At 73.2% G+C, this 22,964-nt stretch carries 18 protein-coding genes; 10 read left to right on the top strand and 8 right to left on the bottom strand.

Going from position 1 to position 22,964, the window contains the following annotated elements; all coding sequences use genetic code 11:
- Positions 1-9: 9 nt before the first annotated feature.
- Together AB0I45_RS08940 and nudC are read right to left on the bottom strand one after the other, a co-directional pair.
- Complete coding sequence (locus tag AB0I45_RS08940) at positions 10-2,100, bottom strand: ATP-dependent DNA helicase UvrD2 (RefSeq protein ID WP_295689496.1); 2,091 nt, start codon at positions 2,098-2,100, stop codon at positions 10-12.
- Positions 2,097-3,080, bottom strand: a complete 984-nt coding sequence (nudC, locus tag AB0I45_RS08935) for an NAD(+) diphosphatase (RefSeq protein ID WP_295689494.1) — start codon at positions 3,078-3,080, stop codon at positions 2,097-2,099. The genes AB0I45_RS08940 and nudC overlap by 4 nt, the downstream gene beginning before the upstream one ends.
- Before the next feature lie 107 nt (positions 3,081-3,187).
- Here nudC and AB0I45_RS08930 point away from each other — a divergent pair, with 107 nt between their 5' ends.
- On the top strand, positions 3,188-4,462 hold the full coding sequence (locus tag AB0I45_RS08930) for a phosphotransferase (RefSeq protein WP_295689492.1): 1,275 nt from the start codon (positions 3,188-3,190) through the stop codon (positions 4,460-4,462).
- Here AB0I45_RS08930 and AB0I45_RS08925 read toward each other — a convergent pair.
- Entirely contained in the window at positions 4,440-7,925 is a 3,486-nt protein-coding gene (locus AB0I45_RS08925) for an ATP-dependent DNA helicase (RefSeq protein WP_295689491.1), read from the bottom strand. The genes AB0I45_RS08930 and AB0I45_RS08925 overlap by 23 nt on opposite strands.
- The gene (locus AB0I45_RS08920; protein ID WP_295689490.1) at positions 7,922-11,218 is read right to left on the bottom strand and encodes a UrvD/REP family ATP-dependent DNA helicase; all 3,297 of its coding nucleotides are present in this window, start codon (positions 11,216-11,218) and stop codon (positions 7,922-7,924) included. The genes AB0I45_RS08925 and AB0I45_RS08920 overlap by 4 nt, the downstream gene beginning before the upstream one ends.
- A 199-nt stretch (positions 11,219-11,417) precedes the next feature.
- On the opposite strand from AB0I45_RS08920, the gene AB0I45_RS08915 reads away from it, so the two are divergent.
- Both AB0I45_RS08915 and AB0I45_RS08910 read left to right on the top strand, forming a co-directional pair.
- Positions 11,418-12,056 (top strand): TetR/AcrR family transcriptional regulator, encoded by a 639-nt coding sequence (locus AB0I45_RS08915; protein WP_295689489.1) that lies wholly within the window; start codon positions 11,418-11,420, stop codon positions 12,054-12,056.
- A 66-nt stretch (positions 12,057-12,122) separates the two neighbouring features.
- Positions 12,123-12,347: a DUF3107 domain-containing protein gene (locus tag AB0I45_RS08910; protein WP_137319378.1), complete on the top strand. Its 225-nt coding sequence runs from the start codon at positions 12,123-12,125 to the stop codon at positions 12,345-12,347.
- Between the two features lie 26 nt (positions 12,348-12,373).
- Here the strand turns inward: AB0I45_RS08910 and AB0I45_RS08905 are convergent, their stop codons facing one another.
- A complete protein-coding gene (locus AB0I45_RS08905) occupies positions 12,374-13,006 on the bottom strand; it encodes a ferritin-like fold-containing protein (protein WP_247425302.1) in 633 nt (210 codons plus the stop codon).
- Positions 13,007-13,074: 68 nt separating this feature from the next.
- Here AB0I45_RS08905 and AB0I45_RS08900 point away from each other — a divergent pair, with 68 nt between their 5' ends.
- The gene (locus tag AB0I45_RS08900) at positions 13,075-14,583 is read left to right on the top strand and encodes a DEAD/DEAH box helicase (protein WP_137319376.1); all 1,509 of its coding nucleotides are present in this window, start codon (positions 13,075-13,077) and stop codon (positions 14,581-14,583) included.
- 92 nt (positions 14,584-14,675) lie between these two features.
- On the opposite strand, the gene AB0I45_RS08895 is transcribed toward AB0I45_RS08900, so the two are convergent.
- Positions 14,676-15,521: a PHP domain-containing protein gene (locus tag AB0I45_RS08895; protein WP_137319375.1), complete on the bottom strand. Its 846-nt coding sequence runs from the start codon at positions 15,519-15,521 to the stop codon at positions 14,676-14,678.
- 108 nt (positions 15,522-15,629) lie between these two features.
- Here AB0I45_RS08895 and AB0I45_RS08890 point away from each other — a divergent pair, with 108 nt between their 5' ends.
- Positions 15,630-17,156, top strand: coding sequence for an aminopeptidase P family protein (locus AB0I45_RS08890; RefSeq protein WP_295687583.1), 1,527 nt, complete (start codon positions 15,630-15,632; stop codon positions 17,154-17,156).
- Complete coding sequence (locus AB0I45_RS08885) at positions 17,153-18,313, top strand: P1 family peptidase (RefSeq protein ID WP_345031623.1); 1,161 nt, start codon at positions 17,153-17,155, stop codon at positions 18,311-18,313. The genes AB0I45_RS08890 and AB0I45_RS08885 overlap by 4 nt, the downstream gene beginning before the upstream one ends.
- Before the next feature lie 126 nt (positions 18,314-18,439).
- Here AB0I45_RS08885 and AB0I45_RS08880 read toward each other — a convergent pair whose 3' ends face one another.
- Entirely contained in the window at positions 18,440-18,901 is a 462-nt protein-coding gene (locus AB0I45_RS08880; RefSeq protein ID WP_295687578.1) for a general stress protein, read from the bottom strand.
- 41 nt (positions 18,902-18,942) lie between these two features.
- On the opposite strand from AB0I45_RS08880, the gene AB0I45_RS08875 reads away from it, so the two are divergent.
- The 3 genes from AB0I45_RS08875 to AB0I45_RS08865 all read left to right on the top strand — a co-directional run bounded on the left by AB0I45_RS08875 (position 18,943) and on the right by AB0I45_RS08865 (position 22,026).
- A complete protein-coding gene (locus AB0I45_RS08875) occupies positions 18,943-20,250 on the top strand; it encodes a CBS domain-containing protein (protein WP_265808532.1) in 1,308 nt (435 codons plus the stop codon).
- 65 nt (positions 20,251-20,315) lie between these two features.
- The gene (locus tag AB0I45_RS08870) at positions 20,316-20,891 is read left to right on the top strand and encodes a DUF1003 domain-containing protein (protein ID WP_295687592.1); all 576 of its coding nucleotides are present in this window, start codon (positions 20,316-20,318) and stop codon (positions 20,889-20,891) included.
- A gap of 7 nt (positions 20,892-20,898) precedes the next feature.
- Positions 20,899-22,026: a P-loop NTPase gene (locus AB0I45_RS08865; RefSeq protein WP_137319369.1), complete on the top strand. Its 1,128-nt coding sequence runs from the start codon at positions 20,899-20,901 to the stop codon at positions 22,024-22,026.
- Between the two features lie 115 nt (positions 22,027-22,141).
- On the opposite strand, the gene AB0I45_RS08860 is transcribed toward AB0I45_RS08865, so the two are convergent.
- Positions 22,142-22,570 (bottom strand): twin-arginine translocase TatA/TatE family subunit, encoded by a 429-nt coding sequence (locus AB0I45_RS08860; protein WP_137319368.1) that lies wholly within the window; start codon positions 22,568-22,570, stop codon positions 22,142-22,144.
- 40 nt (positions 22,571-22,610) lie between these two features.
- Here AB0I45_RS08860 and AB0I45_RS08855 point away from each other — a divergent pair, with 40 nt between their 5' ends.
- The gene (locus AB0I45_RS08855; RefSeq protein WP_137319367.1) at positions 22,611-22,958 is read left to right on the top strand and encodes an MGMT family protein; all 348 of its coding nucleotides are present in this window, start codon (positions 22,611-22,613) and stop codon (positions 22,956-22,958) included.
- Positions 22,959-22,964 lie beyond the last annotated feature (6 nt).

Below are 22,964 nucleotides of genomic sequence, written 5' to 3'. Positions count from 1 at the left end.
CCCCGGGCCTCACATCGAACCGGAGTGCGCCTCGACGAGCGCGATGATGTCCGCGCCGAACTGCTCGCACTTCACCGGGCCGATCCCCGGGATCCGGTCCATCTGCGCCGCCGTGCGCGGCCGCACCTCGGCAATCGCGTTGACGGTCGCGGTGGTGAGGATCATGTAGGCGGGCATCCGGAGCCGTTCCGACTGCTCCCGGCGCCAGTCGAGCAGCGCCACGAGCAGGTTCGCATCGACCTCGCCGGGGCAGTCGCCGCAGCGCTGCAGCTTCTGCTCCACCGCGGTCACGAGCGTCCTCCCGCAGCGCGTGCACCGCACCGGGGCCGTCCGCGCCCGCGGGTTCCGGGTTCCCGCACGCTGTCCGGCGGGCCGGGTGGAGGCCCCGTGCGCACTCTGCATCTCCCCGATGAAGCGCGAGGGCGAGCGCCGGGACCGGCGGCCCTCCTGACGTGCGAGCGACCAGCTCAGCGACAGCTCGGTGCGGGCCCGGGTGAGCGCGACGTAGAACAGCCGCCGCTCCTCGGCCACCGCCGCCGGCGTCGTCGCATAGCTGATCGGCACGAGCCCTTCGGACAGCCCGACGAGGTGCACGCTCTCCCACTCGAGACCCTTGGCCGCGTGCACCGAGGCGAGCGTGACGCCGTTGACGGGAGGGGCGAACTGGTGCTCCTGACGGTCGGCGAGGTCGCTGAGGAAATCCTGCAGGGGTACGGGCAGCTCCGACTTCTCCTGCATCGATGCGGCGAGCCCGACGAGGGCGTCGAGCGACTCCCAGCGCTCCCGGCTCGCCCCGGCCCCGCTCGGGGGGCGCGGTGCCCAGCCGATCGCATCGAGCACCTCGCCGACGAGCTCCGGCAGCGGCCGCGGAGCCAGCCGGGCGGCCGAGGCGCGCAGCAGCGCGATCCCCTCCTTGACCTCGCGTCGGGCGAAGAACCGCTCTCCCCCGCGCAGCACGTATCCCACTCCCCGGGCTCCGAGCGCGTCCTCGAACGCGCGGCTCTGCCCGTTCGTGCGGAACAGCACCGCGATGTCCGAGGCCCGCCGGCCCCGGGAGATCTCCTCGGCGATCCGGGCGGCGACAGCCTCGGCCTCCGCCTGGTCGTCGGCGTACTCGGTGAACACCGGAGCCGGGCCGCTGCGCCCGGTGCTGCGGAGCACGAGCGGGGTGCGCCCGGTGTGGGACAGGACCGCGTTCGCCGCCTGCACGATCTGCTCGGTCGATCGGTAGTTGCGCACGAGCGAGATGCTCTGCGCTCCGGGCAGGCGCGAGGGCAGCCGCAGCAGGAAGGAGTCGGTGGCGCCGGCGAAGGTGTAGATCGTCTGCGCGGGGTCGCCGACGACGCACAGGGACTCGCGTCGCCCGAGCCAGCGCATGAGGAGGTCGTACTGGAGCGGGGAGACGTCCTGGAACTCGTCGACGACGAAGTGGCGGTACTGCTCGTGGACCTGCGCGGCGATGTCCTCCCGGGTGGCGAGGAGGCCGGTGAGCGTGAGCAGGATGTCCTCGAAGTCGAGGAGACGCCGACGGGACTTGATCTCGCTGTAGGCGCGCATGATCTGCTCCATGCCGGCCGGGGTGATGCCCGGGGGCAGCTCGCGGTGCGCGGCCTGCGCCAGATAGTCGTCGACCGCGAGCATCGAGACCGCGGCGTACTCGATCTCGGCGGCGACGTCGCGCACCACCTCCCGCTCGACCTCGAATCCGGCTTCGGCCATCGCGCGGGAGAGGACCCCCGCCTTCTGGCCCAGGAGCTCGGGGAAGGGTCCCTCGGCGAACGCGTCCCAGAAGTACCGCAGCTGGCGCAGCGCGGCGGAGTGGAAGGTGCGGGCCTGCACCCCGGGCACGCCGAGTGCACGCAGCCGCGCCCGCATCTCGCCGGCGGCCTTCGAGGTGAAGGTCAGCGCGAGGACGTGGCGGACGGAGAAGGCGCCGGTGGCCGCTCCGTACGCGATCCGATGCGTCATCGCGCGGGTCTTGCCCGTCCCGGCGCCGGCGAGGACGACGAGCGGGCCGCTCACGTGCTCGGCGACCCGCCGCTGCTCCGGGTCGAGATGCTCGAGCAGTGCGGCGGCGGCCGCCGGCTGCACTGCGGTCATGCTCCCCCGGAGAGCCAGGCGGAGAGGATCTGCCCGGCGATCGAGACGTCGCCGGGCACCCACACGGTGCCGGCCGCGGTCTCCGCGGTGAGCTCCTCGCGGGTGAACCAGCGCACGCGGGTGATCTCGTCGCCGTCGGCACGGGTGTCGCGCGAGACGGCCTCGGCGGTGAAACCGAGCATGAGCGAGGAGGGGAACGGCCACGGCTGCGAGCCGACGTAGACCGGGCGCACGCAGTCCACCCCGGCCTCCTCCCAGACCTCGCGGATCACCGCTGCTTCGAGCGTCTCCCCGGGCTCGACGAACCCGGCGAGGAGCGAATAGCGGTCGGCCGGCCATTGGGCGTTGTTGCCCAGCAGGAGGCGCTCGGTGCCGTCCCCGTCGGTGTGCACGACGGCCATGATGACGGCGGGATCGGTGCGCGGGAAGTGCTCGCTGCCGGTCTCCGGGTCACGGCGCACCCAGCCTCCCACAGCCGGTCGGGTGGGCGACCCGTTGCGGGGCGAATGGGTGTGCGTGCGGTGCCAGTTGCCGACTGCGACGAGGCTGCAGGCGAGCCCGATGTCGAGGTCGTCGAGCTCGGTGGCGACATGGCGGAGGTCGAGCCAAGTGGGCTCCGTGACGTGGATGCCGGTGGTCGGTCCGTCGAGGAAGTCCTCGGCATCGCGGTCGCGCTCCGCGGCGAGCCGTGCGTCGACGGCCGAGCGGCCGGCGTCGTCGAGGTCGATGCCGATCCTGTCGGCGCCGTCGGGGTCGATCCCGAGGTAGATCTGGGTGCCCCCCTCCGGGACCTGGTCCGCGGTGACGGTGACGAGGTGCCCGGAGGCGATGAGCAGGTAGCCGCGATGGGCGAGGACGCCGCGCGTCCCGGACCGCGCCCAGACCGCGGAGAGGTCGCCGTCCGTGCCGCGCGACAGGTGGTTGCGGCGCACGCTGCTGCGTGCCAGGCTGGCGGGCTCGAGGAGCGGCAGGGGTCTCATGGTGTCCACGATAGCGAACCGGACGGACACGGCCCGTCCTTCGGGTTTCCGGGTGCGGATCCGTGCGCCTCATCGCCAGGGCCGCCCTGCGGCGGTAGTTTGGAGGGGTGGAGACTCTCGACCTCAAGATCGCTGCCGCCACCGCCGGAATCCTCGACGGGTTCGAACCGCAGTCGTGGCTCGCGCTCGACGACCCGCGCGGCCACCGCGTGCTCGTGTCCGACGGCGAGCGCTCCGTCGTCGCCGTCCTCGTGCCGAGCGCAGGCGCGGAGGGAGCCGATGCGGAGGAGTACGCCGCCGCACTGCTCCGCGGGCTGCTGCCGGGCACCTCGGTGACCTTCCCGCAGATCCTGGGGCGGCTCGCGGTGCCCGCTGAGCAGTTCGACTCCCGCGGGGAGGAGATCCGGGTGTGCGCACCCCTGCCGGGCACGCCGGCCTCCACCGTCGCCTTCGCCGACTCCCCCGCCCTCGTGACGGCGCTCGCGGAGTTCCTCGCCGAGCTCCACAATGCCGACCCCGGGGACATCGCGGACTCCGGCCTCGCCGTGCTCGACAGCGCCGAGGAGCGGCAGCGCCTCCTCGATGCGCTCGACGCCGGAGCCGCCACCGGCCAGGTGCCCTCCGTCCTGCTCTCGCGCTGGGAGACCGCCCTGGAGAATGTCGCGACCTGGCGCTTCTTCCCGTGTGCCGTCCACGGCGGCCTGTCGGAGGACGCACTGCGCACCGAGGGTGGCCGGATCGCCGCGGTCACCGACCTGGGGCGGCTGCACATCGGCGACCCGGCCACCGACCTCGCCGCCGTCACCGCACTCCTGCACCCCGATGCGGTCGAGGAGTTCTTCACCGTCTACCGCGGTCACCGCGCAGGCCCGGACCCGGGCCTGCGCACACGGGTCGAGCTCCGCTCGGAGCTCACCGCCCTCGACTGGCTCCTCGAGGCCCGCCGGGGCGGCGACGACGGCGAGATCGCCGATGCCGTCGCGCTCCTCGCCTCGCTCGCCGAGCTCACCGATGCACCGGCCGAGGGGCATCCCGGCCCCTACGGCGGCACGGGCCCCGAGGATGCGCAGGGCGCTGCGCCCGCGGCACCCCCTGGCGAGCAGTCGGCAGAGGCGATCACGGAGCCGGGCGCCGCGGCCGAGCAGCCCGCAGACGCGACCGGGCCCGAACCGAAGCCCGTGCCCGGGCCCGAGCCTCTGTCCGGTACGGGCGCAGACACCGGAGCCGACCCCGCGGCCACCACCTCTCCCCCGGCCCCGCGTCGCACCGCGGTGCGCGCCGGCGACGTCTTCCGTCCCACCGCACCGGTGACGCACGACATCGACGAGGAGTCGGCCTCGGCAGTCCCGACGGAGCGGATCACCGGCCCCGAGGACCGCTGACCCCGCCGCCCTCCCGTCCCTGCTGCGCGAGGTCGTCGGCGCCGGATTCGAGGGCGGCGACGAGCTCCGCGGCCCCGAGCAGGCGTGGAGCGCGCACCACCCGGTCGCTGCCGAGGAAGTAGAAGGCCGCGTCGATCGGGAGTCCGGCGTACTCCGGCATCCGGGACAGCGCGAGGGCGTAGACGGACAGCTGGACCGCCATGGTCCCGAGCTGCTCCTCCCCGGGCGCCCGCGCCGTCTTCCAGTCGACCACCCGCAGACCCTCAGGGGTGCGGAACACCGCATCGATCTTGCCGGGCACGTGGATGGCGGGGCCGTCGGCCCGCTCGAGCACGAGCTCGAAGGGGAGCTCGATCTCCGCCGGCTCGAGGCGGGCGAACTCCGAGGCCACGAATACCTCGGTGAGCTCGGCCAGCCGCCGCCGGGCCGCGCCGGACAGCGCGGCGACCGCCGGGTCGACGTCGACATCGCCGAGCGCGGCCTGCCCGTAGTAGTTCTCCACCCAGGTGTGGAAGGCCGTGCCCAGGCCGGTGGCCTCGTTCGGGGCGTAGGGCATCGGGCGGCGCGTGCTCGCGGCGAACCCGGCGGGATCGTCGAGGAACGCGACGATCCCCGTCGTCGACAGGCGCGCGGGGACGGCGAAGTCTGCGCCGCCTGCGGTCCGGGCCTCGTCGAGCGCGATCACCCGAGCGGCGAGCGCCCTGACCTCCGGGTCCGCAGCGGATTCCGCGAGGGACTGCAGGTCGGGGTGCTCCGCCCGGCGCGCGTCCAGCAGGTCGAGGTGGGCGCGCTGCTTCTCGAGGCGCGCGGTGTCGACGACCGGCCACGGGATGCCGGTGGTCGCGGCGGTCGCGCGCTCGCCGGGATCCTCGGCCTCCGGCAGCTCGCTCTCGTCGTGGCCGAGCACCTCCATCGCCTCGTGGAGGAACGGGGAGAACTCATTGGGTTTCGTGCGGGTCGTGTGCAGAGCACCGCCGAGCCACAGGCGGGCCTTGGCCCGGGTCACTGCGACGTAGGCGAGCCTGCGCTCCTCGATGAGGTGGTGCTCCTCGAGCCGCGGTCGGACGTTCGTCGCGAGCCACTCCTTGAATTCCGCGGGTGAGGAGCCACCGTGGGCCAGCAGATCGAGTGGCGGCAGCTTCGCCTGGTCGCCGCGCAGGGGGTAGGGCAGTGCCCCGGGGGCGAGCCACCCCTTCGTCTCCCGGAGCCCGGTCGGCAGGTCGCCCACCACGCAGTCGGGGATCGCGACCGCGTCGAACTCGAGGCCTTTGGAGGAGTGGATCGTCATCACCGTGACCGCCGTCGGGTCCGGCTCGCTCTCCGGGTTCGCGAGCGCGTCCTTCGACTCGAGCACCGTGACCCAGTCGAGGAAGGTGCGCACGGTGCCCTCCGGGTGCTGGGCGGAGTAGTCGAGGGCGAGGGAGACGAAGGCGTCGAGCGAGGCGCGGTGCACCTGAGCCGCGGCGGCGGGCAGCGCGTCGACCTCGGTGTCGATGTCGAGCTCGCGGATGACCTCGCGGACGAGCCCGGGGATCGTCGTCGTCGACCGCCGCAGGGTGCGCAGGGCTGCGGCGAGCCGGGTGATCCTGCGCAGTGCCGCCGGAGACAGCCCGGTGGCCCGGGCATCAGCCTGCGCGCCGGTGGTGAGGAGGTCGTCGATGCCCTCGACGAGGGTGATGTCCTCGATCTCCGGCGCCGGTTCCGCGTCGCCGGCACCTCCCGGGCCCGGAGCTCCGACGGCCTCGGGCCCGGCGGGCGACAGCCGCTCCCGGAGGCGGCGGCTGCGGTGTCGGGTGAAGCGGTCGAGGGCGGCGATGTCGGATACACCGAGCCCGCAGACCGTACCGCTGAGGAGCCGCATGAGGTGGTCGCCGGCACCGGGGTCGACGAGCGCCTGGAGGGCGCTGTGCGCGTCTGCGACGAAGGGGTCGTCGAGCATACCGGTGGATCCGGCGATGTGGACGTCGAGCCCGGCGGCGGTGAGCGCGTGGGCGACGGGGGGGAACTGGCTGCGCTTGCGGCACAGCACCGCCCGCGTCCGGGTAGGCGTCTCCTTCCCGATCTCCACCAACCACTGCGCGAGCCCGGCCCACTGGTCGGAGCCGTACTCCGGATCGGGATCACCGGGGGTGGCGGAGATGTCGACGCGACCGGGTCCGGCGCCAGGTCGTGCGGTGAGCGCGTCGTCCGGGTCAGCGTCGGGCAGCGCGGCGGCGAGCCGGTTCGCCACAGCGAGGACGTCGACGTCGTTGCGCCAGCTCGTGCTCAGCGTGAGCGAACGGGCGGGTGTGCCGTCCGGGGAGCGGAAGTGGAGCGGGAACTCCCCGATGTTGCGCGCGCTCGCCCCGCGCCAGCCGTAGATCGACTGCCGGGGGTCGCCCACCGCCATCACGGGCAGGCCGGCGAACACGGTGCGGAGCAGCTCGAACTGGGAGTCCGAGGTGTCCTGGTACTCGTCGAGCATGACGACGCTCCAGCGCGCGCGCTCGATGCCGCGCACGGCCGGCACCTCGGTCATGATCCGGTGGGCGAAGGCCACCTGGTCGGAGAACTCCATGGCCGAGCCGGCGCGCTTGAGATCGAGATAGCGGCGGGCGAGGACCGCGACCCGGCGCTTGTGGGCGAGCGGGAGGACGGTGTCCGGGCCGAGGCCGCCCCCGGCGAGCAGATCGATGAGCTCGAGGCGCGCGGGATCCGCTGTGCGCGCCCGGCTGCGCGGACCGGCGGGGACCTCGCCGAGCCCGGCGCGGGCTGCGAGCGCCTCCGCCTCGTCGACGAGCTGCTCCTTCTCCTCCTTGGGGATCCTCTTCCGGCGGATGGCGTCGAGATGCGCGGTGAAGGACTCCCCGGTGAGGAACGCATCGAGGCAGTCGTCGAGGTGGTCGATCACCGCTTCCGGGGTCTGCAGGTGCTCGTTGATCTGGGAGGAGAGGCCCAGGATCTGGTCGATGGCCGTCGAGCGGGCGACGTTCGGGGGGATCTCCCGGTCCGTCGCGGCGTCGACCACGGCGCCGGCGAGCTCCATCGCGTCGGCGATGTCGAGCAGTCGGGACTCCGGTTCGACGCCGATCCGCACCCCGTGGTCGGACACGATCCCGGCGGCGAAGGAGTTGTACGTCGTCACGGTGGGGACGTCGAGCCCGGGCAGGTCCGTGGCGCCGCGCCGGTCGCCCTCCGCCGCCCGGAAACGGTGGAGCAGCCGGCGGATCCTCTCGTTGAGCTCCCCCACGGCCTTCCGCGTGAAGGTGAGGCCGAGGATCGACTCCGCGTCGACGATCCCGTTGGCCACGAGGTAGACGACGCGCTGGGCGATGACGGTGGTCTTGCCCGAGCCCGCTCCGGCGATGACGACGGCGGTGTCGAGCGGGCCCTCGATGATCCGCTGCTGCTCCTCGGTGGGCGGTTCGACGCCGATGATCTCGGCGAGTCGGAGGGCGGTGTAGCGCGGTGCGGTGGGGCTCATGCGTCATCGGCTCCTGCAACTGGTGCGCCGGCGAAGGCCGGGCACGATGATCTCACCGGACAGCTGCGGCAGATGTCCGGACTCGGGGTGGCGACGAAGCGCGCCGAGCGCATGCCCTCGGCGATGCCTCCGACGAGGGTCTCCGCCCAGGCGGGGTCCGCGGCGTCGCCGAGCGCCGGCTGCTCCCGGGTGGTCGGCTTGGTGTTGCGCAGGTAGACGAGCTCCGCCCCGGCGGGCTCGCCGTCGACGCGGGTGCCGTCGGCGCGCTCCGTACCCCCCGCCCGCAGCGCGAACTGGTAGACCCCGAGCTGCGGGTGCGTGGTGCCGTCGGCTCGGGACACGATGGTCTTCCCGGTCTTGAAGTCGACCGGGCGCACACCGTCCGGGGCACCCGCACGCCCGGGGATGATCTCGAGCCGGTCGATCCGGCCGGTGATCCGCCAGGGCGCACCCGGGGCGCCCTGTGGGGCCGCGGCGTCGACGCCCACCTCCACGGCGACCTCGAGACCCGGGCGCTGCTCGAACGACTCGCGCAGGTACCGGTCGAGGTTCTCCACCATGCGCCGCCCGGTCGCGTACTCGCGGTCGCGCTCCCATGCGGCATCGAACGCGATCTCGGCGAACCCCTCGTCGAAGTCCGCGATCATGTCCGCGAAGCCGCCACGGGGGTAGGCTTCGGCGATCGCATGGATGAGGGTGCCGAGGCTCTGCGCCCGCGAGCTCGCGGTGCGCCCCCCGTGCCGGGTGAGGAACCAGCGCAGGGCGCAGGAGGTGAAGTCCTCCGCGGTGGAGGGGGAGATCCTGGCTTCGTCGTCCGGCCCGAGCAGCGGGGTCGACGTCGTCACCTCCTGCCAGGCCGTCCAGTTCTCCGGGGCGGCCTCCGCCACGCCGTGCGCGGCGAGCGCGTGGAGGAGGTCCGCCCACTCCTCGGTGTCCGCGCCGGAATCCGCCGCTGCCACGAAGCGGCTGCGGGCGCGGGCGGCGGCCTGGCGCGCGCTCACCGGGAGGAGGTCCGATACGGCACTGCCGCCCCCGCCCATGTCCGCACCGGCATCCGGGCCGTCATCGAGAGGAGCGGTGGGAGCGGTGAGCTCCTCCACCGCGGGGTGGGCAGCCACGGTATCGAAGAACGCGCTCGGCGACGTGTCGCCGTCCTCGAGAGCCATGACGACGAGTTCGTCGGCGGCGCGGGTGATCGCGCTGAGGAACAGCCGGCCCTCGTCGACGATCGTCGCACGGCGCCGGCGGGCGTACTCCGCGCCCGGGTCCGGGTCGGGCTCTCCTCCGGTGAGGCCGAGCAGGAGGGCCTCGGTGGCGAACATCGAGCCGCGCACACGGGGGTCGGGCCACTGCCCCTCGTCGACGTCGACGACGACGACCCGGGAGAAGCTCCGGTGGGCCAGTGCCGCCGGTGAGTCGACTGCCACAGCAGCCTGCGTGCGGCGGGCGGCGAGCGAATCCTGCGCGAACTCCTGGTCGGCGACGAGGGCGGCGAAGGACCGCGCCCGCAGCGACTCCCGGTCCGCGAGGTCGTCCCCCAGCTTCTCCGCCAGGGAGATCAGGCGCAGGACCGCGTCGAGGCGGTCGTTGATCGGGTCACCGGGGCTGCTGAGCGCCCGCGCCCGCCACGCCCGGGCGACCCCGGTGGCCTGCCAGAGCCGCCACACCGCGGTGTGCGCGTCTGCGTCGGCGGAATCCGCGGCGGTGTCGAGGACCGTCGCGAGGGTCCGCAGCGTGTCGGGCAGCTGCGCCGGCGGCAGCTCCTGCAGGGCGCGCACGAGCACGGAGCGGTGCGGTGCGGAACGTTCCCCGCCATCGTCCGGAGCGCCACCCGCATGCCGTGACAGGAGGACGGCGGCCTCCCGCTCGAGTCCGCGCAGCGCGACCGGATCGACGCCGAGATACGGACCGGTGAGGAGTTCGCGCACGAGCCCGTCGAGGGCGTCCGGGTCCCCGAGATCGACGGTGAGGGCCCGGAGCAGCGGGGCGGTGGCCGGGTCGGTGCGCAGCGGGAGCTCGACGGCGCCGACCGGGATCCCGAGGTGCCCGAGCTCCTGCCGGAGTGCGGCCGCGGTGCCGGAGGTGCGTCCGATGACGGCGATGTCGGACCAATCCGTCCCGACGTCGTGGAACCACGCGCGCAGCAGTGCGGCCACGGTGCGTGACTGCTCCGCCGCGGAGCGGGAGAGCGCCACCCGCACGCGGGAGCCCCCGTCCGGTGCGTCAGCCGCCGCGCGCGGGACGTGGCCGCGCGCGAGGTCCGTGGAGATCCGCCGCGCGAAGTCCTGGGACACCGCGGCGATCGCCCCGGCGCCGCGCACGTGCCCGGCCGCGGCCTCGAGGACGATCGGCCGATGGCCCGCGGGTCCGGCGATCGCCGGGGCGCCGTGGGCGGTCACCGCGGCGACGACGGAGCCCGAGCCGCCCCGGAAGCCCTGGGTGCCGGTGTCCGGGGAGGCGGCGACGGCGATCCGAGTGCCGAGGTCACGCAGCCCGCTGAGGACCGCGACGGCGGCGTCGGGGAGGTCCTGCGCCGCGTCGACGAGCACATAGCGCGGGACGATCTCACCGGAGAAGCTCCACCGCCGACCGGCGACGGTGCCGGCGTCGCGCTCCTCCCGCAGCACCGCCGCGGCCTCGGCGAGGACGGCGGCGGTGTCGACACCGCCGAACACCGGCACCGCGAGCTGGTCCTCGTAGTCCTGCAGGACCTGGGCGACGGCGGTCCACTCGGGGCGACGGGCCGCCTGTGCCGCGTCGAGCACGTCCGCGGGCGCGAAGCCGCGCTCCATCACCCGGTTGAGCACTTCGCGGAGCTCGTCGCGGAAGCCCGCGGTGCGGCGCACCTCGGCGGTCATGTGGGCGGGCCACGCCGGCGGTGCCGCCCGGCCCTCCTCGTATCCCTCGAGGAGCGCGGCGAGCAGCGCATCCTGGTCCGGCCCGGACACGAACTTCGTGCCGGCGCCGTCACGCACCGCGGCGTGGGCGGACACGATCCCGAAAGCGAGCGAGTGGATGCTCCGGGCGGCCGGGGCCGTGCGCACCCGCTCAGGGTCGAGTGCGATCCGGTCGCGCAGATCCGTGGCGTGGTCCCGGGTGGGGGTCAGCACGAGCGTGTCGTCCGGCCCCGTCCCCGGCAGCGCCGCGAGCCGGGCGTGGACGGCGAGGAGCAGCGCGGTCTTCCCGGTCCCGGGAGCGCCGACGACGCTGACCGCCTGCCCGGCGGCCAGCGCGGCGGCGAGCGCCGCGGGGTCCGCGCCGCTCCCGGCAGCCGCTCCCGGCGCGCTCGGCAATGCGTCCGGCCTTGGCCTTGCATCGGCCGGTGCGTCGGCCTGCGCTTCCGAGGGTGTGCCCGACGGTGATGTTCCCCTGCTCGTTCCCATGCCGCCCATTCCATCACGCGGCACGGACACGGGTGTGATCTCCACGACTTGTACTCTCTGGTCTGGACATTTGCCTTTGGGTCAGCGATTCTGGCGATAAACTGAGAGGATGACGAAATCTCAGAGAATGCCCCAGGCCCAGCGTCGGGACCAGCTGGTCGCAGTGGCCACCGAGGTCTTCTCCCGCTCGGGATACCGCACGGCTTCGATGGATGCCGTCGCGATCGCCGCCGGGGTCTCGAAGCCGGTCCTCTACCAGCACTTCGACTCGAAGCAGTCCCTCTACCTCGCCGTGATCGATGCCGCCAACGCGGTCTTCGATTCCGTGCTCACCGAGGCGCTGCACTCGAGCGATGACAACGAGGAGCGAGTGGCCGCGGCGATCTCGGCCTACTTCTCTTTCGTCACCGATCATCGGTCGGAGTTCCTCATCATCGCCCGCGCCGATTCCTATGAGCCCGGCGCGGTCAAACGTGCGAGCAGCTCGACCGATCGGGCCGCGATGTGGATCGCCGAGCTCATCGAGCGCGAGTCCGCCGCCACGACCGCCGAGGCGAAGCTCCTCGCCGTCGCGATCACGAGCATGGCCGAGGCCGCCGCGCTCCAGCTCGCGGAGACCGCCGAGTTCGAGGCCGACGCCGCCGCCCATCTGATCTCCGGAGTGCTGTGGAACGGCGTGGGCTCGCTGTCCGACTCCGAGGAGGCCGAGGCCGGAGGGGGCTCCGCCGCTCCCGTTCCCGCGGACTAGAGTGGTCCCGGACCCACCCCCGAGCGTGGAGCCGACCGGCTGCGCCGAAATCGACGAAGGAGACCCATGGAGATCAGGATCGGCGTGCAGAACGCCCCCCGCGAACTCGTGCTCGAGAGCACCGCGACGGCCGACGAGGTCAACGAACAGGTGAAGGCGGCTCTGCAGGACGGTGGCATGCTCAGCCTCGCGGACGCCAAGGGTCGGCAGGTCTTCGTGCCCGCCGCCGCCCTCGCCTACGTGGAGACCGGCGAGGAGCAGCAGCGCCGCGTCGGGTTCGGGGTGGGCTGAGACGTCGCCCCGGGCGTGAGCTCCGGTCAGGCGACGAGGTCGAGCGCGGCCATCCTGCGCGAGTGATTCGTCATCACCCGCTGCGCGATCGCCGAGACGGCCTCGTCGTCGACCGCGAGGTCGAAGGCCGTGATGAGGTGCCGGCCGCGCACGAGCGCCTCCCCGACGAGCCGCCGCCCCCACAGCGCCAACCGGGAGGACAGCTCCGGCTGCTCGGCGATGGCGCGGGCCAGCCGGCTGCGGAGGTGATCGGCCTGCCGTGTATCATCGAGTACGGCAGTGGCCACCCGTTCGCTCGTCTCATCGAGATTGACCAGGGCCGCGCGATAGAAATCTCTGTTGATCCCGTCGAAGACGTACCCCTTCATGAGGCTTTCGTACCAATCACGCGGCCGGGTGCGTTCCCGCAGCGCGGTGAACGACGGTTCGACGCCCTCCATGAGTTCCGCGATGTCCCCGCCGAGCGCCTCGACGCGAGCGGCGAGCGCCTCGTAGTGGCTCAGGGCGACGCCCGCGACGGCGATGAGATCGACCCGGTCCCGGATGCTCGGGGCCGCCTGCGCATCGGCGGCGGCGCGTTCGACCGACGTGAGCTCCCCGAACGCGAGGATCGCCAGGGTGGTCGACCGGACGTCGGCGGGCAGGGCGGCAGCAGACATGCGGACAGCCTACCGCGACGCACCATGACAGAACGTGCTCCTGCGGGAGCACCGTGAGGAGCACAGCAATGACAGAGATCGCAGCCGAGACCATCGACGTCGAGGACGTCGAGACTCCCCCGGAGCAGACCTTCGCCGACCTCGGGGTCGCCGAACCGATCGTGGCCGCACTGGCCGAGTCCGGCATCACCACCCCCTTCCCCATCCAGGCGCTCACCCTGCCCGTCGCGCTCACCGGCGCGGACATCATCGGGCAGGCGAAGACCGGCACCGGCAAGACCCTGGGCTTCGGCATCCCGCTGCTCCAGCGCGCCGTCGGCCCCGACGAAGGCGCCACCCAGATCGAAGGCCGCGCCCCGCAGGCCCTCGTCGTCGTCCCCACCCGTGAGCTCGCGCAGCAGGTCGCCGAGGACCTGCGCACCGCCTCGACGAAGCGGAACCTGTCGATCATCACGATCTACGGCGGCAAGGACTTCGACCCCCAGCTCGCCGCGCTCCGCGCCGGCGTCGACGTCGTCGTCGGCACCCCGGGCCGCCTGCTCGACCTCTACGGCCGCCGCGCGCTGCGCCTCGACCGGGTCAACACCGCGGTGTTCGACGAGGCCGACGAGATGCTCGACCTGGGATTCCTGCCCGACGTCGAACGGATCGTCGACGCGCTGCCCGCGCACCGCCAGACGATGCTGTTCTCCGCCACCATGCCCGGTCCGGTGATCTCGCTCGCCCGCCGCTACATGAACCGGCCCACCCACATCCGGGCGCAGGATCCCGACGACCACACGAAGACGGCGAAGAACACCAAGCAGTACGTCTACCGGGCGCACGCGATGGACAAGAGCGAGATGGTCGCCCGCCTGCTCCAGGCCGAGGGCCGGGAGCGCACGATCATCTTCGCGCGCACCAAGCGCACGGCCGACCGGCTGGCCGAGGAGCTCGTCGACCGCGGCTTCAACGCGCGGCCGCTCCACGGCGACCTCAACCAGCAGATGCGCGAGCGCGCCCTCAAGGCGTTCCGCGAGCACAAGGTCGACGTGCTCGTCGCCACCGATGTCGCCGCCCGCGGCATCGACATCGACGACGTCACCCACGTCATCAACTACCAGTGCCCCGACGACGAGAAGACCTACGTCCACCGGATCGGCCGCACCGGTCGCGCCGGCAACACCGGCATCGCGGTGACCTTCGTCGACTGGGACGACATGCCGCGCTGGCGCCTCATCAGCAAGGCGCTCGACCTCGGACTCGACGAGCCGGTGGAGACCTACTCGACCTCCCCGCACTTCTACGAGGACCTCAGGATCCCGGCGGGCACCAAGGGCCGACTGCGTCGCCGCAAGCCCGCCGCCGGCCAGGAGGTCGACGGGGAGACCGGGGCCGAGGTGCCCCGCCGCAGCGGCTCCCGGCGTCGTTCCTCCGAGGGTCGCGGCGATCGCTCGCGCGACGGCGGTCGAGCCGGCGCCGAGCGCTCCGGCGACTCCGCCGGCAGCGGGGACCGTCCGCGCCGCAACCGCCGGCGCACCCGCCGCGGCAAGCCGCAGGGCCGTGCTTCGCGCGCCGAGGGCGGCCGCGAGGGCTGAGCGCCCGCGCCGCTCCCCTGCGGGCGCAGCATCGTCAGCACAGCACCGCGCACCGGGCCGGTGATCCCCACGGATCACCGGCCCTCCGGCATTCAGGCGTCGATGAGCGGCACGCCCGAGGTCACCGCGACGAGCCGCTCGAGCATCTCCGGGTCCGTCGTGTGCTCGGCGAGCCGGTTGGGTTTGCCGGTGCCGTGATAGTCGCTCGAGCCGGTGACGAGCAGGCCGTGCGCCTCGGCGGTCGCCCGCAGCGCCACGCGCGCGCTCGGCGGATTGTCGCGGTGGTCGACCTCGAGCCCGTCGAGACCCGCCTCGACCATCGCGCGCACCCCGGCGTCGGGCACCGTGCGGCCGCGCAGCGACGCCCGCGGGTGGGCGAACACGGCCGCGCCCCCGGCCTCGTGGACCATCCGGATCGCCTCGATCGGGGAGATCGTCGGCAGCGACACGTAGTACTTCGAATGGGAGGACAGCAGCCCGGCGAAGGCCGCCGAGCGGTCCCCGACGATGCCGGCGGTGACGAGCGCATCGGCGATGTGGGGGCGGCCGATCGTCGCCTCGGCACCGGCCTGCTCGAGCACGGATTCCCAGGACAGCGGGAAGTCCTCGGCGAGCCGCTCGACCATCGTGCGGGTCCGGTCGAGGCGCGCCCGGCGGGCGTCGGCGACGGCCGCGGTGAGCTCGGCGGCGGCCGGGTCGTGGAGGTAGCTCAGCAGGTGGACGCTGATCCCGTCGTACCGGCAGGAGACCTCCATCCCGCGCACGAGTGCGATCCCGGCGGCCTGCGCGGCGCGCACCGCCTCGTCCCAGCCGGCGGTGGTGTCGTGGTCGGTGAGGCCGAGCACGGCGACCCCGAGCTCCGCGGCCTCCTCGACGAGCGCGGTCGGGCTCTGAGTGCCGTCGGAGAAGCGCGAATGGGTGTGGAGGTCGATCGCCATGACTCCGATTGTAGGGCTGTCCGCACGGCCCGTCGCTCCGCCCTCCCGCCTCTGACCGGTGATTTCACCCCTGGACCCGAACGTCTCCCCCACCCCTAGACTGGAGACATGACGACCAAGGAATCCGCACCCGCCGCCGCCCCGTCCGACCCGCCGCTCGAGGAGCGCGTCAACACCCGCTCCCGCCGCCCGCAGTCGGCGGCCTTCCGCGACTTCATCGCCTCCGGCTGGGACCGCACGAGCGCCGGCGACCCGACGCCCCTGCCCGCATCCGCCTGGACGCCGGCGCGGCGTGCGGCGGTCTCGGCCCGTTTCCCGGGCGAACGCCTGGTGATCCCGGCCGGCAATCTCAAGGTGCGCTCGAACGACACCGACTACGTCTTCCGCGCCCATTCCGCCTTCATCCACCTCACCGGCCTCGAGACCGACTCCGAGCCCGATTCGGTGCTCGTGTTCGAGCCCACCGACGACGGCCACGAGCAGACCTTCTACTTCCGGCCCCGGGCCGGCGCGGACACCGAGGAGTTCTTCTCCGACGCCCGCTACGGCGAGTACTGGGTGGGTCCGCGCGAGGACCTGCCGACGATGGAGGCGAAGCTCGGCATCGCCTGCCGTGACATCCGCGAGGCGCCCGAGGCGATCGCCAAGGACCTCGGCTCCGTGTCGGTGCGCCTGCTGCGCGGGGCGGACACCGTGGTCGAGGCGCAGATCGAGACCGCCCGCACCCAGGTCGCCGCGGACCTCGAGGTCTCCCGCGCCGGCGACGACGAGCTCGCCCAGCACCTCTCCGAGATGCGTCTCATCAAGGACGAGTACGAGATCGGCGAGCTCCGCCGTGCCGTCGACATCACCCGCGCCGGCTTCGACTCCGTGGTCGCGAGCCTGCCGCGCGCGCTCGCCCACACCCGCGGCGAGCGGGTCATCGAGACGGCCTTCGCGCTCGCCGCGCGCGCCGACGGCAACGGCGTCGGGTACGACACCATCGCCGCGGCAGGCGATCACGCCTGCACCCTCCACTGGATCAAGAACACCGGCGCGGTGGCCCCCGGAGACCTCGTGCTCGTCGATGCCGGGGCGGAGGCCGATTCGCTCTACACCGCCGACGTCACCCGCACCCTGCCGGTGTCGGGCACCTTCACCCCGGTGCAGGCCCGGATCTACGACGCGGTCCTCGAGGCCGCCGATGCCGCGTTCGCCGTCGCCGCCGAACACGTCCACCGGACGGTGCGCTTCGGCGAGGTCCACGACGCCGCGATGCGGGTCATCGCCCACCGGCTCGCGGACTTCGGCCTGCTGCCGGTGAGCCCGGAGGAGGCGCTCGCCCCGACCGGGCAGCAGCACCGCCGGTGGATGGTCCACGGCACCAGCCACCACCTCGGTCTCGACGTCCACGACTGCGCGCAGGCGCGCGCGGAGATGTACCTCGGGGCCGAGCTGCGCGAGGGCATGGTGTTCACCATCGAACCGGGTCTGTACTTCAAGGCCGCGGACATGCTCGTGCCCGAGGAGTTCCGCGGGATCGGCGTGCGGATCGAGGACGACGTCCTCGTCACCGCGGACGGGGTGGAGAACCTGTCCGCAGGGTTCCCCCGCACCCGCGCCGAGGTCGAGGCCTGGGTGCAGGGCGCGCAATGAGCTCCCCCGATCTCCCCCTGGGCACGCTGCGCCGCGGGCGCGGCGTCCTCGAGGTCGCCGGGGTCGCGCTCGGCCACACCGCGCGCACCGGGGAGGGCCGGCTCACCGGGACCACCGTGATCGTGCCCCCGCCCGGCACCCTCGCCGGGGTCGACGTGCGCGGCGGCGGACCGGCGAGCCACGAGACCGACATCCTCTCCCCCGGCACGCTCGGCTACGGCGCCGACGCCGTCGTCCTCACCGGCGGCAGCGCGTTCGGGCTCGTCGCCGCCCACGGGGTGCAGCGCGGGCTTCGTGCCGACGGCCGCGGCTTCCCCGCCCCCGGGCTGCCCGGCGTCACCGTGCCGATCGTGCCGGCCGCCGGGATCTTCGACCTCGGGCGCGGCGGCGAGCCGGCCGCTCCGCCGGTCGAGGAGGACGGCCTGGCCGCCTACGGCGACGCCCGTGCCGAGCAGCCGCACCTGCGCGGCTCCGTGGGCGCCGGCGTCGGCGCCTGGACCGGGCGCGGACTGCTGCGCGGCGGCCTCGGGCAGGCGTCGATCACGACCCCCGCCGGGCACACTGTCGCCGCGCTCGTCGTCGCGAACCCGATGGGAGGCGTCCTCGACCCCGCAGGTCGGCTCCACTGCGCCTCGGTGCTCGCCCGCTACGGCATCGGCGTGCCGCAGGCGCACGGCCTGCGCGCACGGTTCACGGAGTTCCACGGCGGGACCGGGGATCCCGGTGGCGGCGATGGGGGCGGGGATCCCGGTGGCAGCACCGGGAACGGCGGCGGGGAGAACGCCGGCGCCCGCAATACGACGATCGCGTGCATCGTCACCGATGCCCGCCTCGACGCCGCGCAGACGACACGCCTGGCGCAGTCGGCCCACGCCGGCCTGGCGCGGGCGATCCACCCCTCGCACACCTTGTTCGACGGCGACGCGGTGTTCGCGCTCGCCACGGGTGAGCGCGCGCTCGACGATCCGGAGGCCGCCGCGCTCGTCGAGCTCAACATCGCCGCCGCTGACGTCCTGTCGGCCGCGATCGTCGACGCGGTGCTCAGCGCCGAACCGGACACCGTGCCCGGCCGTGTCACCGCCGCCGGCGTGCCCGCTCCCCCGGCGCTCGTCGAGGTCGACCCGACGACCGCGGAGGCCTGGCGCGCACTCCCCTGAGGTCGCCCCCGCGTCGGACTGTGTCCCCTCGTCGAACTGTGCCCCCTCATCGAACTGCGCGTTATCCGAAGGCAGGCGCGCAGTTGCGCGCTCGGAAGTCGGATACCGCGCAGTTCGCGCACCGGTTCAGCGGCGGGAGAGGATCTCGCGGGCCTCGTTCACCCGGGCCGGCGGGCACACGATCTCGTAGGTGCCGGCGATGACCTGCGGCCGGAGCATGACGGAGGCCTTCTTGCGCCCGAGCGCCTTGACGAGGATGCCCCAGAGCATGCCGAAGCCCACGCCGATGACGATGCCGGGCAGCAGGGCCCCGGAGGTCAGCGATTCGTTCCCGCCGAACAGTGCGAGGAGGAGGCCGACGAACAGCCCCATCCAGGCGCCGGTCAGCGCTCCCCGACCGGCGGCCGCGGCCCACGTGAGCATGCCCGTCACCTGTTCCACGATCCGGACGTCGGTGCCGACGATCGACAGGGAGGCCACCGGGAAGCCGTGCTGGGCGAGGAACTGGACCGTTCCGTTCGCCTCGTCATGGGTGCGGTAGGAGCCGAGGACCTCTCCCCCGGGGAGCTGCATCGATGGTTTCGCCATGGGGTCCAGTATGACCGAAGCGACTGGCGTAGTCTTGTGGGGTGAGTGGTTCAGCTGATCGCGTCTTCGTCGCCCGCCTGGCCTCCACCGCGGTCTTCGACCCTCTCGGCGATCAGGTGGGGCGCGTGCGCGATGTCGTCATCGTCTACCGCGCCACCATGCGCCAGCAGCCCAAGGCGATCGGCCTCGTCGTCGAGGTGCCCGGTCGCCGCCGCGTGTTCGTGCCGATGGGCCGGGTCACCGGGATCGCCGCCGGCGCCGTCATCACCACCGGCCTGGTGAACATGCGCCGCTTCGAGCAGCGCCGCTCGGAGACCCTCGTGCTCGGCGAGCTCCTCGACCGGCGCCTGCGGCTGCGCTCCGACGGGACGGCCGTGCAGGTCGAGGACGTCGCGATCGAGCAGCAGCGCAACCGCGAGTGGGAGGTCACCCGCCTGTTCGTGCGCCGCGTCACCGACCGCCAGGGCACCTTCGGCTTCCGCCGCCGCGGCGAGACCCTTCAGGTCGACTGGTCCGAGGTCGACCACCCGATCGACTCCGCCGTCGACCAGGAGGCCACCCAGCTCATCGCGGCGTACCAGGGCACCAAGCCCGCCGACCTCGCCGACGTGCTCCTCGAGCTCACCCCCAAGCGTCGGCTCGAGGTGGCCCGCGAGCTCGACGACGAGCGCCTCGCCGACGTCCTCGAGGAGCTGCCGGAGGAGACGAGCGTCGAGATCGTGTCGATGCTCGGGATGGACCGTGCCGCCGACGTCCTCGAGGCGATGGACCCCGACGACGCCGCCGACCTCCTCGGCGAGCTCACCGACGAGCAGGCCGAGGTGCTGCTCGCCGCGATGGAGCCCGAGGAGGCCAAGGACGTCCGCCACCTGCTGTCCTACGACGAGGACACCGCCGGCGGCCTGATGACCACCGAGCCGGTGATCCTCGCCCCGGAGACCACCGTCGCCGAGGCGCTCGCCCATGTCCGCCGAGAGGACCTCGATCCGGCGCTCGCCGCCGCCGTGTTCGTGTGCCGGCAGCCGCTCGAGCCGCCCACCGGCAAGTACCTGGGCCTCGTCCACATCCAGGCGCTGCTGCGCGAACCGCCGCACGTGGCCGTCGGCACGATCCTCGACGACGAGGTCGAACCGCTCGGGGCCGACGCCCCGCTCGGCGACATCACCCGGATCCTCGCCGCCTACAATCTCGTGTCGATCCCGATCGCGGACGAGAACGACCACCTCGTGGGCGTCGTCACCGTCGACGACGTGCTCGACCAGCTCCTCCCCGAGGACTGGCGGCAGGCGCCCGACGAGGTCCGCGCCGAGGAGATCACCGGAGACCTGGCGAAGGAGGGCAAGCAGTGAGCAAGGGCGACTACGACGCACTCGACGTCCCGCGCATCAAGAAGCGGCGGCTGCCGTCGATCGGGATGTCCCCGGAGTCGTTCGGCAAGGCCTCGGAGTCCTTCGCCCGGTTCATGGGCACACCCCAGTTCCTCATCGGGATGACGGTGTTCTGCTTCGTCTGGCTGGCGTGGAACACGCTCATGCCCGAACCCCTCCAGTTCGACCCGCGGGCGCTGAACTTCACCCTGCTCACCCTCATCCTGTCGCTCCAGGCCTCCTACGCCGCGCCGCTCATCCTGCTCGCGGAGAACCGCAGCGCCGACCGCGACCGGGTGGAGTTCGAGAACGACCGGCAGCGCGCCGAGCGCAACCTCGCCGACACCGAGTACCTCACCCGCGAGGTGGCGAGCCTGCGCATCGCGATGCGCGAGATGGCGACCCGCGACTTCATCCGCTCCGAGCTGCGCAACCTGCTCGAGGAGATGGAGGAGGCGCGGGAGGCCGACCGCCGGGCCGAGCACCGCGAGGACCTCGAGACCGTGAAGAAGGTTGCCGTGAAGAAGGCCGTGAAGAAGGCGCAGGCGACTGCCGAGGCCACCGCGCTCAAGGCGGCCCGCGACGCCGTGCAGACACCCCCCGAGAACAGAGAGGACGCGTAGCACACCGATGCCCGCACCCACCCTGGACCAGCTCCGCAGTGCACTCGAGACCGTGCTCGACCCGGAGATCAAGCGCAACATCGTCGAGCTCGACATGGTCGACGACGTCGTCGTCGACGACTCCGGCCACGTCACCGTCACCGTGCTCCTCACCGTGGCCGGCTGTCCGCTCAAGGACACCATCACCCGCGACACCGAGGCCGCGGTCGGGAAGGTCCCCGGCGTCACCGGGACGACGGTCAAGCTCGGCGTGATGACCCCGGAGCAGCGGCAGGCGATGCGCGAGAAGCTCCAGGGCGCCGGCGCGTCCCGTGAGATCCCGTTCAACGCGCCCGGCTCGCTCACCCGGATCTACGCGATCGCGTCCGGCAAGGGCGGGGTCGGCAAGTCCTCGGTGACGGCGAACCTCGCCGCCGCGATGGCCGCCGACGGTCTGCGCGTCGGAGTCGTCGACGCCGACATCTACGGCTTCTCGATCCCCGGCATGCTCGGGGTCACCGGCAGCCCCACGCGCGTCGACGACATGATCATCCCGCAGGTCGCGCACGACGTGAAGATCATGAGCATCGGCATGTTCGTCCCTCCCAGCCAGCCCGTCGTGTGGCGCGGCCCGATGCTCCACCGCGCGCTCCAGCAGTTCCTCACCGACGTGTTCTGGGGCGATCTCGACGTGCTGCTCCTCGATCTGCCCCCGGGCACCGGCGACATCGCGATCTCGGCGGCCCAGCTGCTGCCCGGCTCCGAGCTGCTCGTCGTCACCACCCCGCAGCAGGCGGCCGCGCAGGTCGCCGAGCGCGCCGGTTCGGTCGCCGTGCAGACCCGCCAGCGGGTGGCCGGCGTGATCGAGAACATGTCGTGGCTCGAGCTCCCCGACGGCACCCGGATGGACGTGTTCGGGTCCGGCGGCGGGGACCAGGTCGCGGAGAACCTCACCCGCACGGTCGGGGCGAAGGTGCCGCTGCTCGGTCGGATCCCGCTCGACACCGAGGTGCGCTCGGGCGCGGACGCCGGGCGCCCCGCCGTGCTCGCCGCCCCCGATGCTCCGGCCTCGGTGGCCCTGCGCTCGATCGCCTCGCAGCTGACCTCGCGCACGCGGGGGCTCGCAGGCCGCTCCCTGGGGCTGTCCCCCGTCTGATCGGGAAGCCGTGGGCCCGAGCCCGCCCCGGGCCTCTCCGGCTCGGGGCGGTTCAGGCGCTCCGGATGGACCGGGCGAACCGAGTGGATCGAGCGCGCTGCGTCAGGCGCTCCGATCAGGTGGCCTCGGGGTCGAAGGGCGCGGCGACGGCGACGTCGCGCAGCGCGGCCTGGGCCTGAAACCGCTCGAGCGGGCCCGCCTGGGTGCTCACCGGGGAGCCCGCACCGGCGACCTGGGCCCCGGCCACGGCCGCCGCGCCTGCCGAGACCTGACGGGCGCGGGAGTCGGCCTCCTCCTCCATGAGCGCTTCGCGCACGATCCGGCGCGGGTCGTACTGGCGCGGATCGAGCTTGCGCCAGTCGACGTCGGAGAAGTCGTCGCCGAGGTCGCGCTGGACGTCGGCCTTGGCCTCGTCGGCCTTCCGCTTGAGCGAGCGCACGAGGTCGCGCAGCTGCTGGGCGTACTCGGGCAGGCGCTTGGGCCCCACGACGAGGAGCACCACGACGACGAGAATGATCATCTCAGTGCCGTTGATGCCGAACATGGGCGCCAGTCTATCAGCGGGCCCGTGGCACAATCCCCCTATGGACGAACGCCGGACGGAGCTGGTGCTGCGCGCCGTCGAGTGCGTGCCCGCCGGCCGGATCGCCCCCTATGGGATGCTCGGTCGGGTGACCGGCACCTCGGCGCGCTTCGTCGGCCGGGTGCTCGCCACCCACGGATCCTTCGTGCCGTGGTGGAGGGTGACGAACGTGCGCGGCGTCCTGCCCGCGCCGATCCGCACCGAGGCCGCACGCCGCTGGGACACCGAGGGCATCCCCCACGCCGACGGCCGCGCCCGGATCGAGGACTGCGCCGCCGACGAGGCGCTGCTGCGGGAGTCCTGGGAGGCCGCGAGTCGCGACCTCCGCACCTCGGAGGAACCGGGATAGACTGGC

Origin of the sequence: Brevibacterium sp. NPDC049920 (genome assembly GCF_040656435.1) — a bacterium.
GTDB lineage: Bacteria > Actinomycetota > Actinomycetes > Actinomycetales > Brevibacteriaceae > Brevibacterium > Brevibacterium pityocampae.
The sequence above is the reverse complement of the archived record's forward strand: the minus strand, read 5'-3'. Positions and strand labels throughout refer to the sequence as shown.

Coding starts and splice junctions, on each gene's coding strand:
- AB0I45_RS08940 (WP_295689496.1), bottom strand. CDS start 2,100: ATGACCGCAGTGCAGCCGGCGGCCGCCGCCGCACTGCTCGAGCATCTC.
- nudC (WP_295689494.1), bottom strand. CDS start 3,080: ATGAGACCCCTGCCGCTCCTCGAGCCCGCCAGCCTGGCACGCAGCAGC.
- AB0I45_RS08915 (WP_295689489.1), top strand. CDS start 11,418: ATGACGAAATCTCAGAGAATGCCCCAGGCCCAGCGTCGGGACCAGCTG.
- AB0I45_RS08890 (WP_295687583.1), top strand. CDS start 15,630: ATGACGACCAAGGAATCCGCACCCGCCGCCGCCCCGTCCGACCCGCCG.
- AB0I45_RS08855 (WP_137319367.1), top strand. CDS start 22,611: ATGGACGAACGCCGGACGGAGCTGGTGCTGCGCGCCGTCGAGTGCGTG.
- AB0I45_RS08900 (WP_137319376.1), top strand. CDS start 13,075: ATGACAGAGATCGCAGCCGAGACCATCGACGTCGAGGACGTCGAGACT.
- AB0I45_RS08885 (WP_345031623.1), top strand. CDS start 17,153: ATGAGCTCCCCCGATCTCCCCCTGGGCACGCTGCGCCGCGGGCGCGGC.
- AB0I45_RS08910 (WP_137319378.1), top strand. CDS start 12,123: ATGGAGATCAGGATCGGCGTGCAGAACGCCCCCCGCGAACTCGTGCTC.
- AB0I45_RS08925 (WP_295689491.1), bottom strand. CDS start 7,925: ATGAGCCCCACCGCACCGCGCTACACCGCCCTCCGACTCGCCGAGATC.
- AB0I45_RS08865 (WP_137319369.1), top strand. CDS start 20,899: ATGCCCGCACCCACCCTGGACCAGCTCCGCAGTGCACTCGAGACCGTG.
- AB0I45_RS08905 (WP_247425302.1), bottom strand. CDS start 13,006: ATGTCTGCTGCCGCCCTGCCCGCCGACGTCCGGTCGACCACCCTGGCG.
- AB0I45_RS08880 (WP_295687578.1), bottom strand. CDS start 18,901: ATGGCGAAACCATCGATGCAGCTCCCCGGGGGAGAGGTCCTCGGCTCC.
- AB0I45_RS08870 (WP_295687592.1), top strand. CDS start 20,316: ATGTCCCCGGAGTCGTTCGGCAAGGCCTCGGAGTCCTTCGCCCGGTTC.
- AB0I45_RS08895 (WP_137319375.1), bottom strand. CDS start 15,521: ATGGCGATCGACCTCCACACCCATTCGCGCTTCTCCGACGGCACTCAG.
- AB0I45_RS08860 (WP_137319368.1), bottom strand. CDS start 22,570: ATGTTCGGCATCAACGGCACTGAGATGATCATTCTCGTCGTCGTGGTG.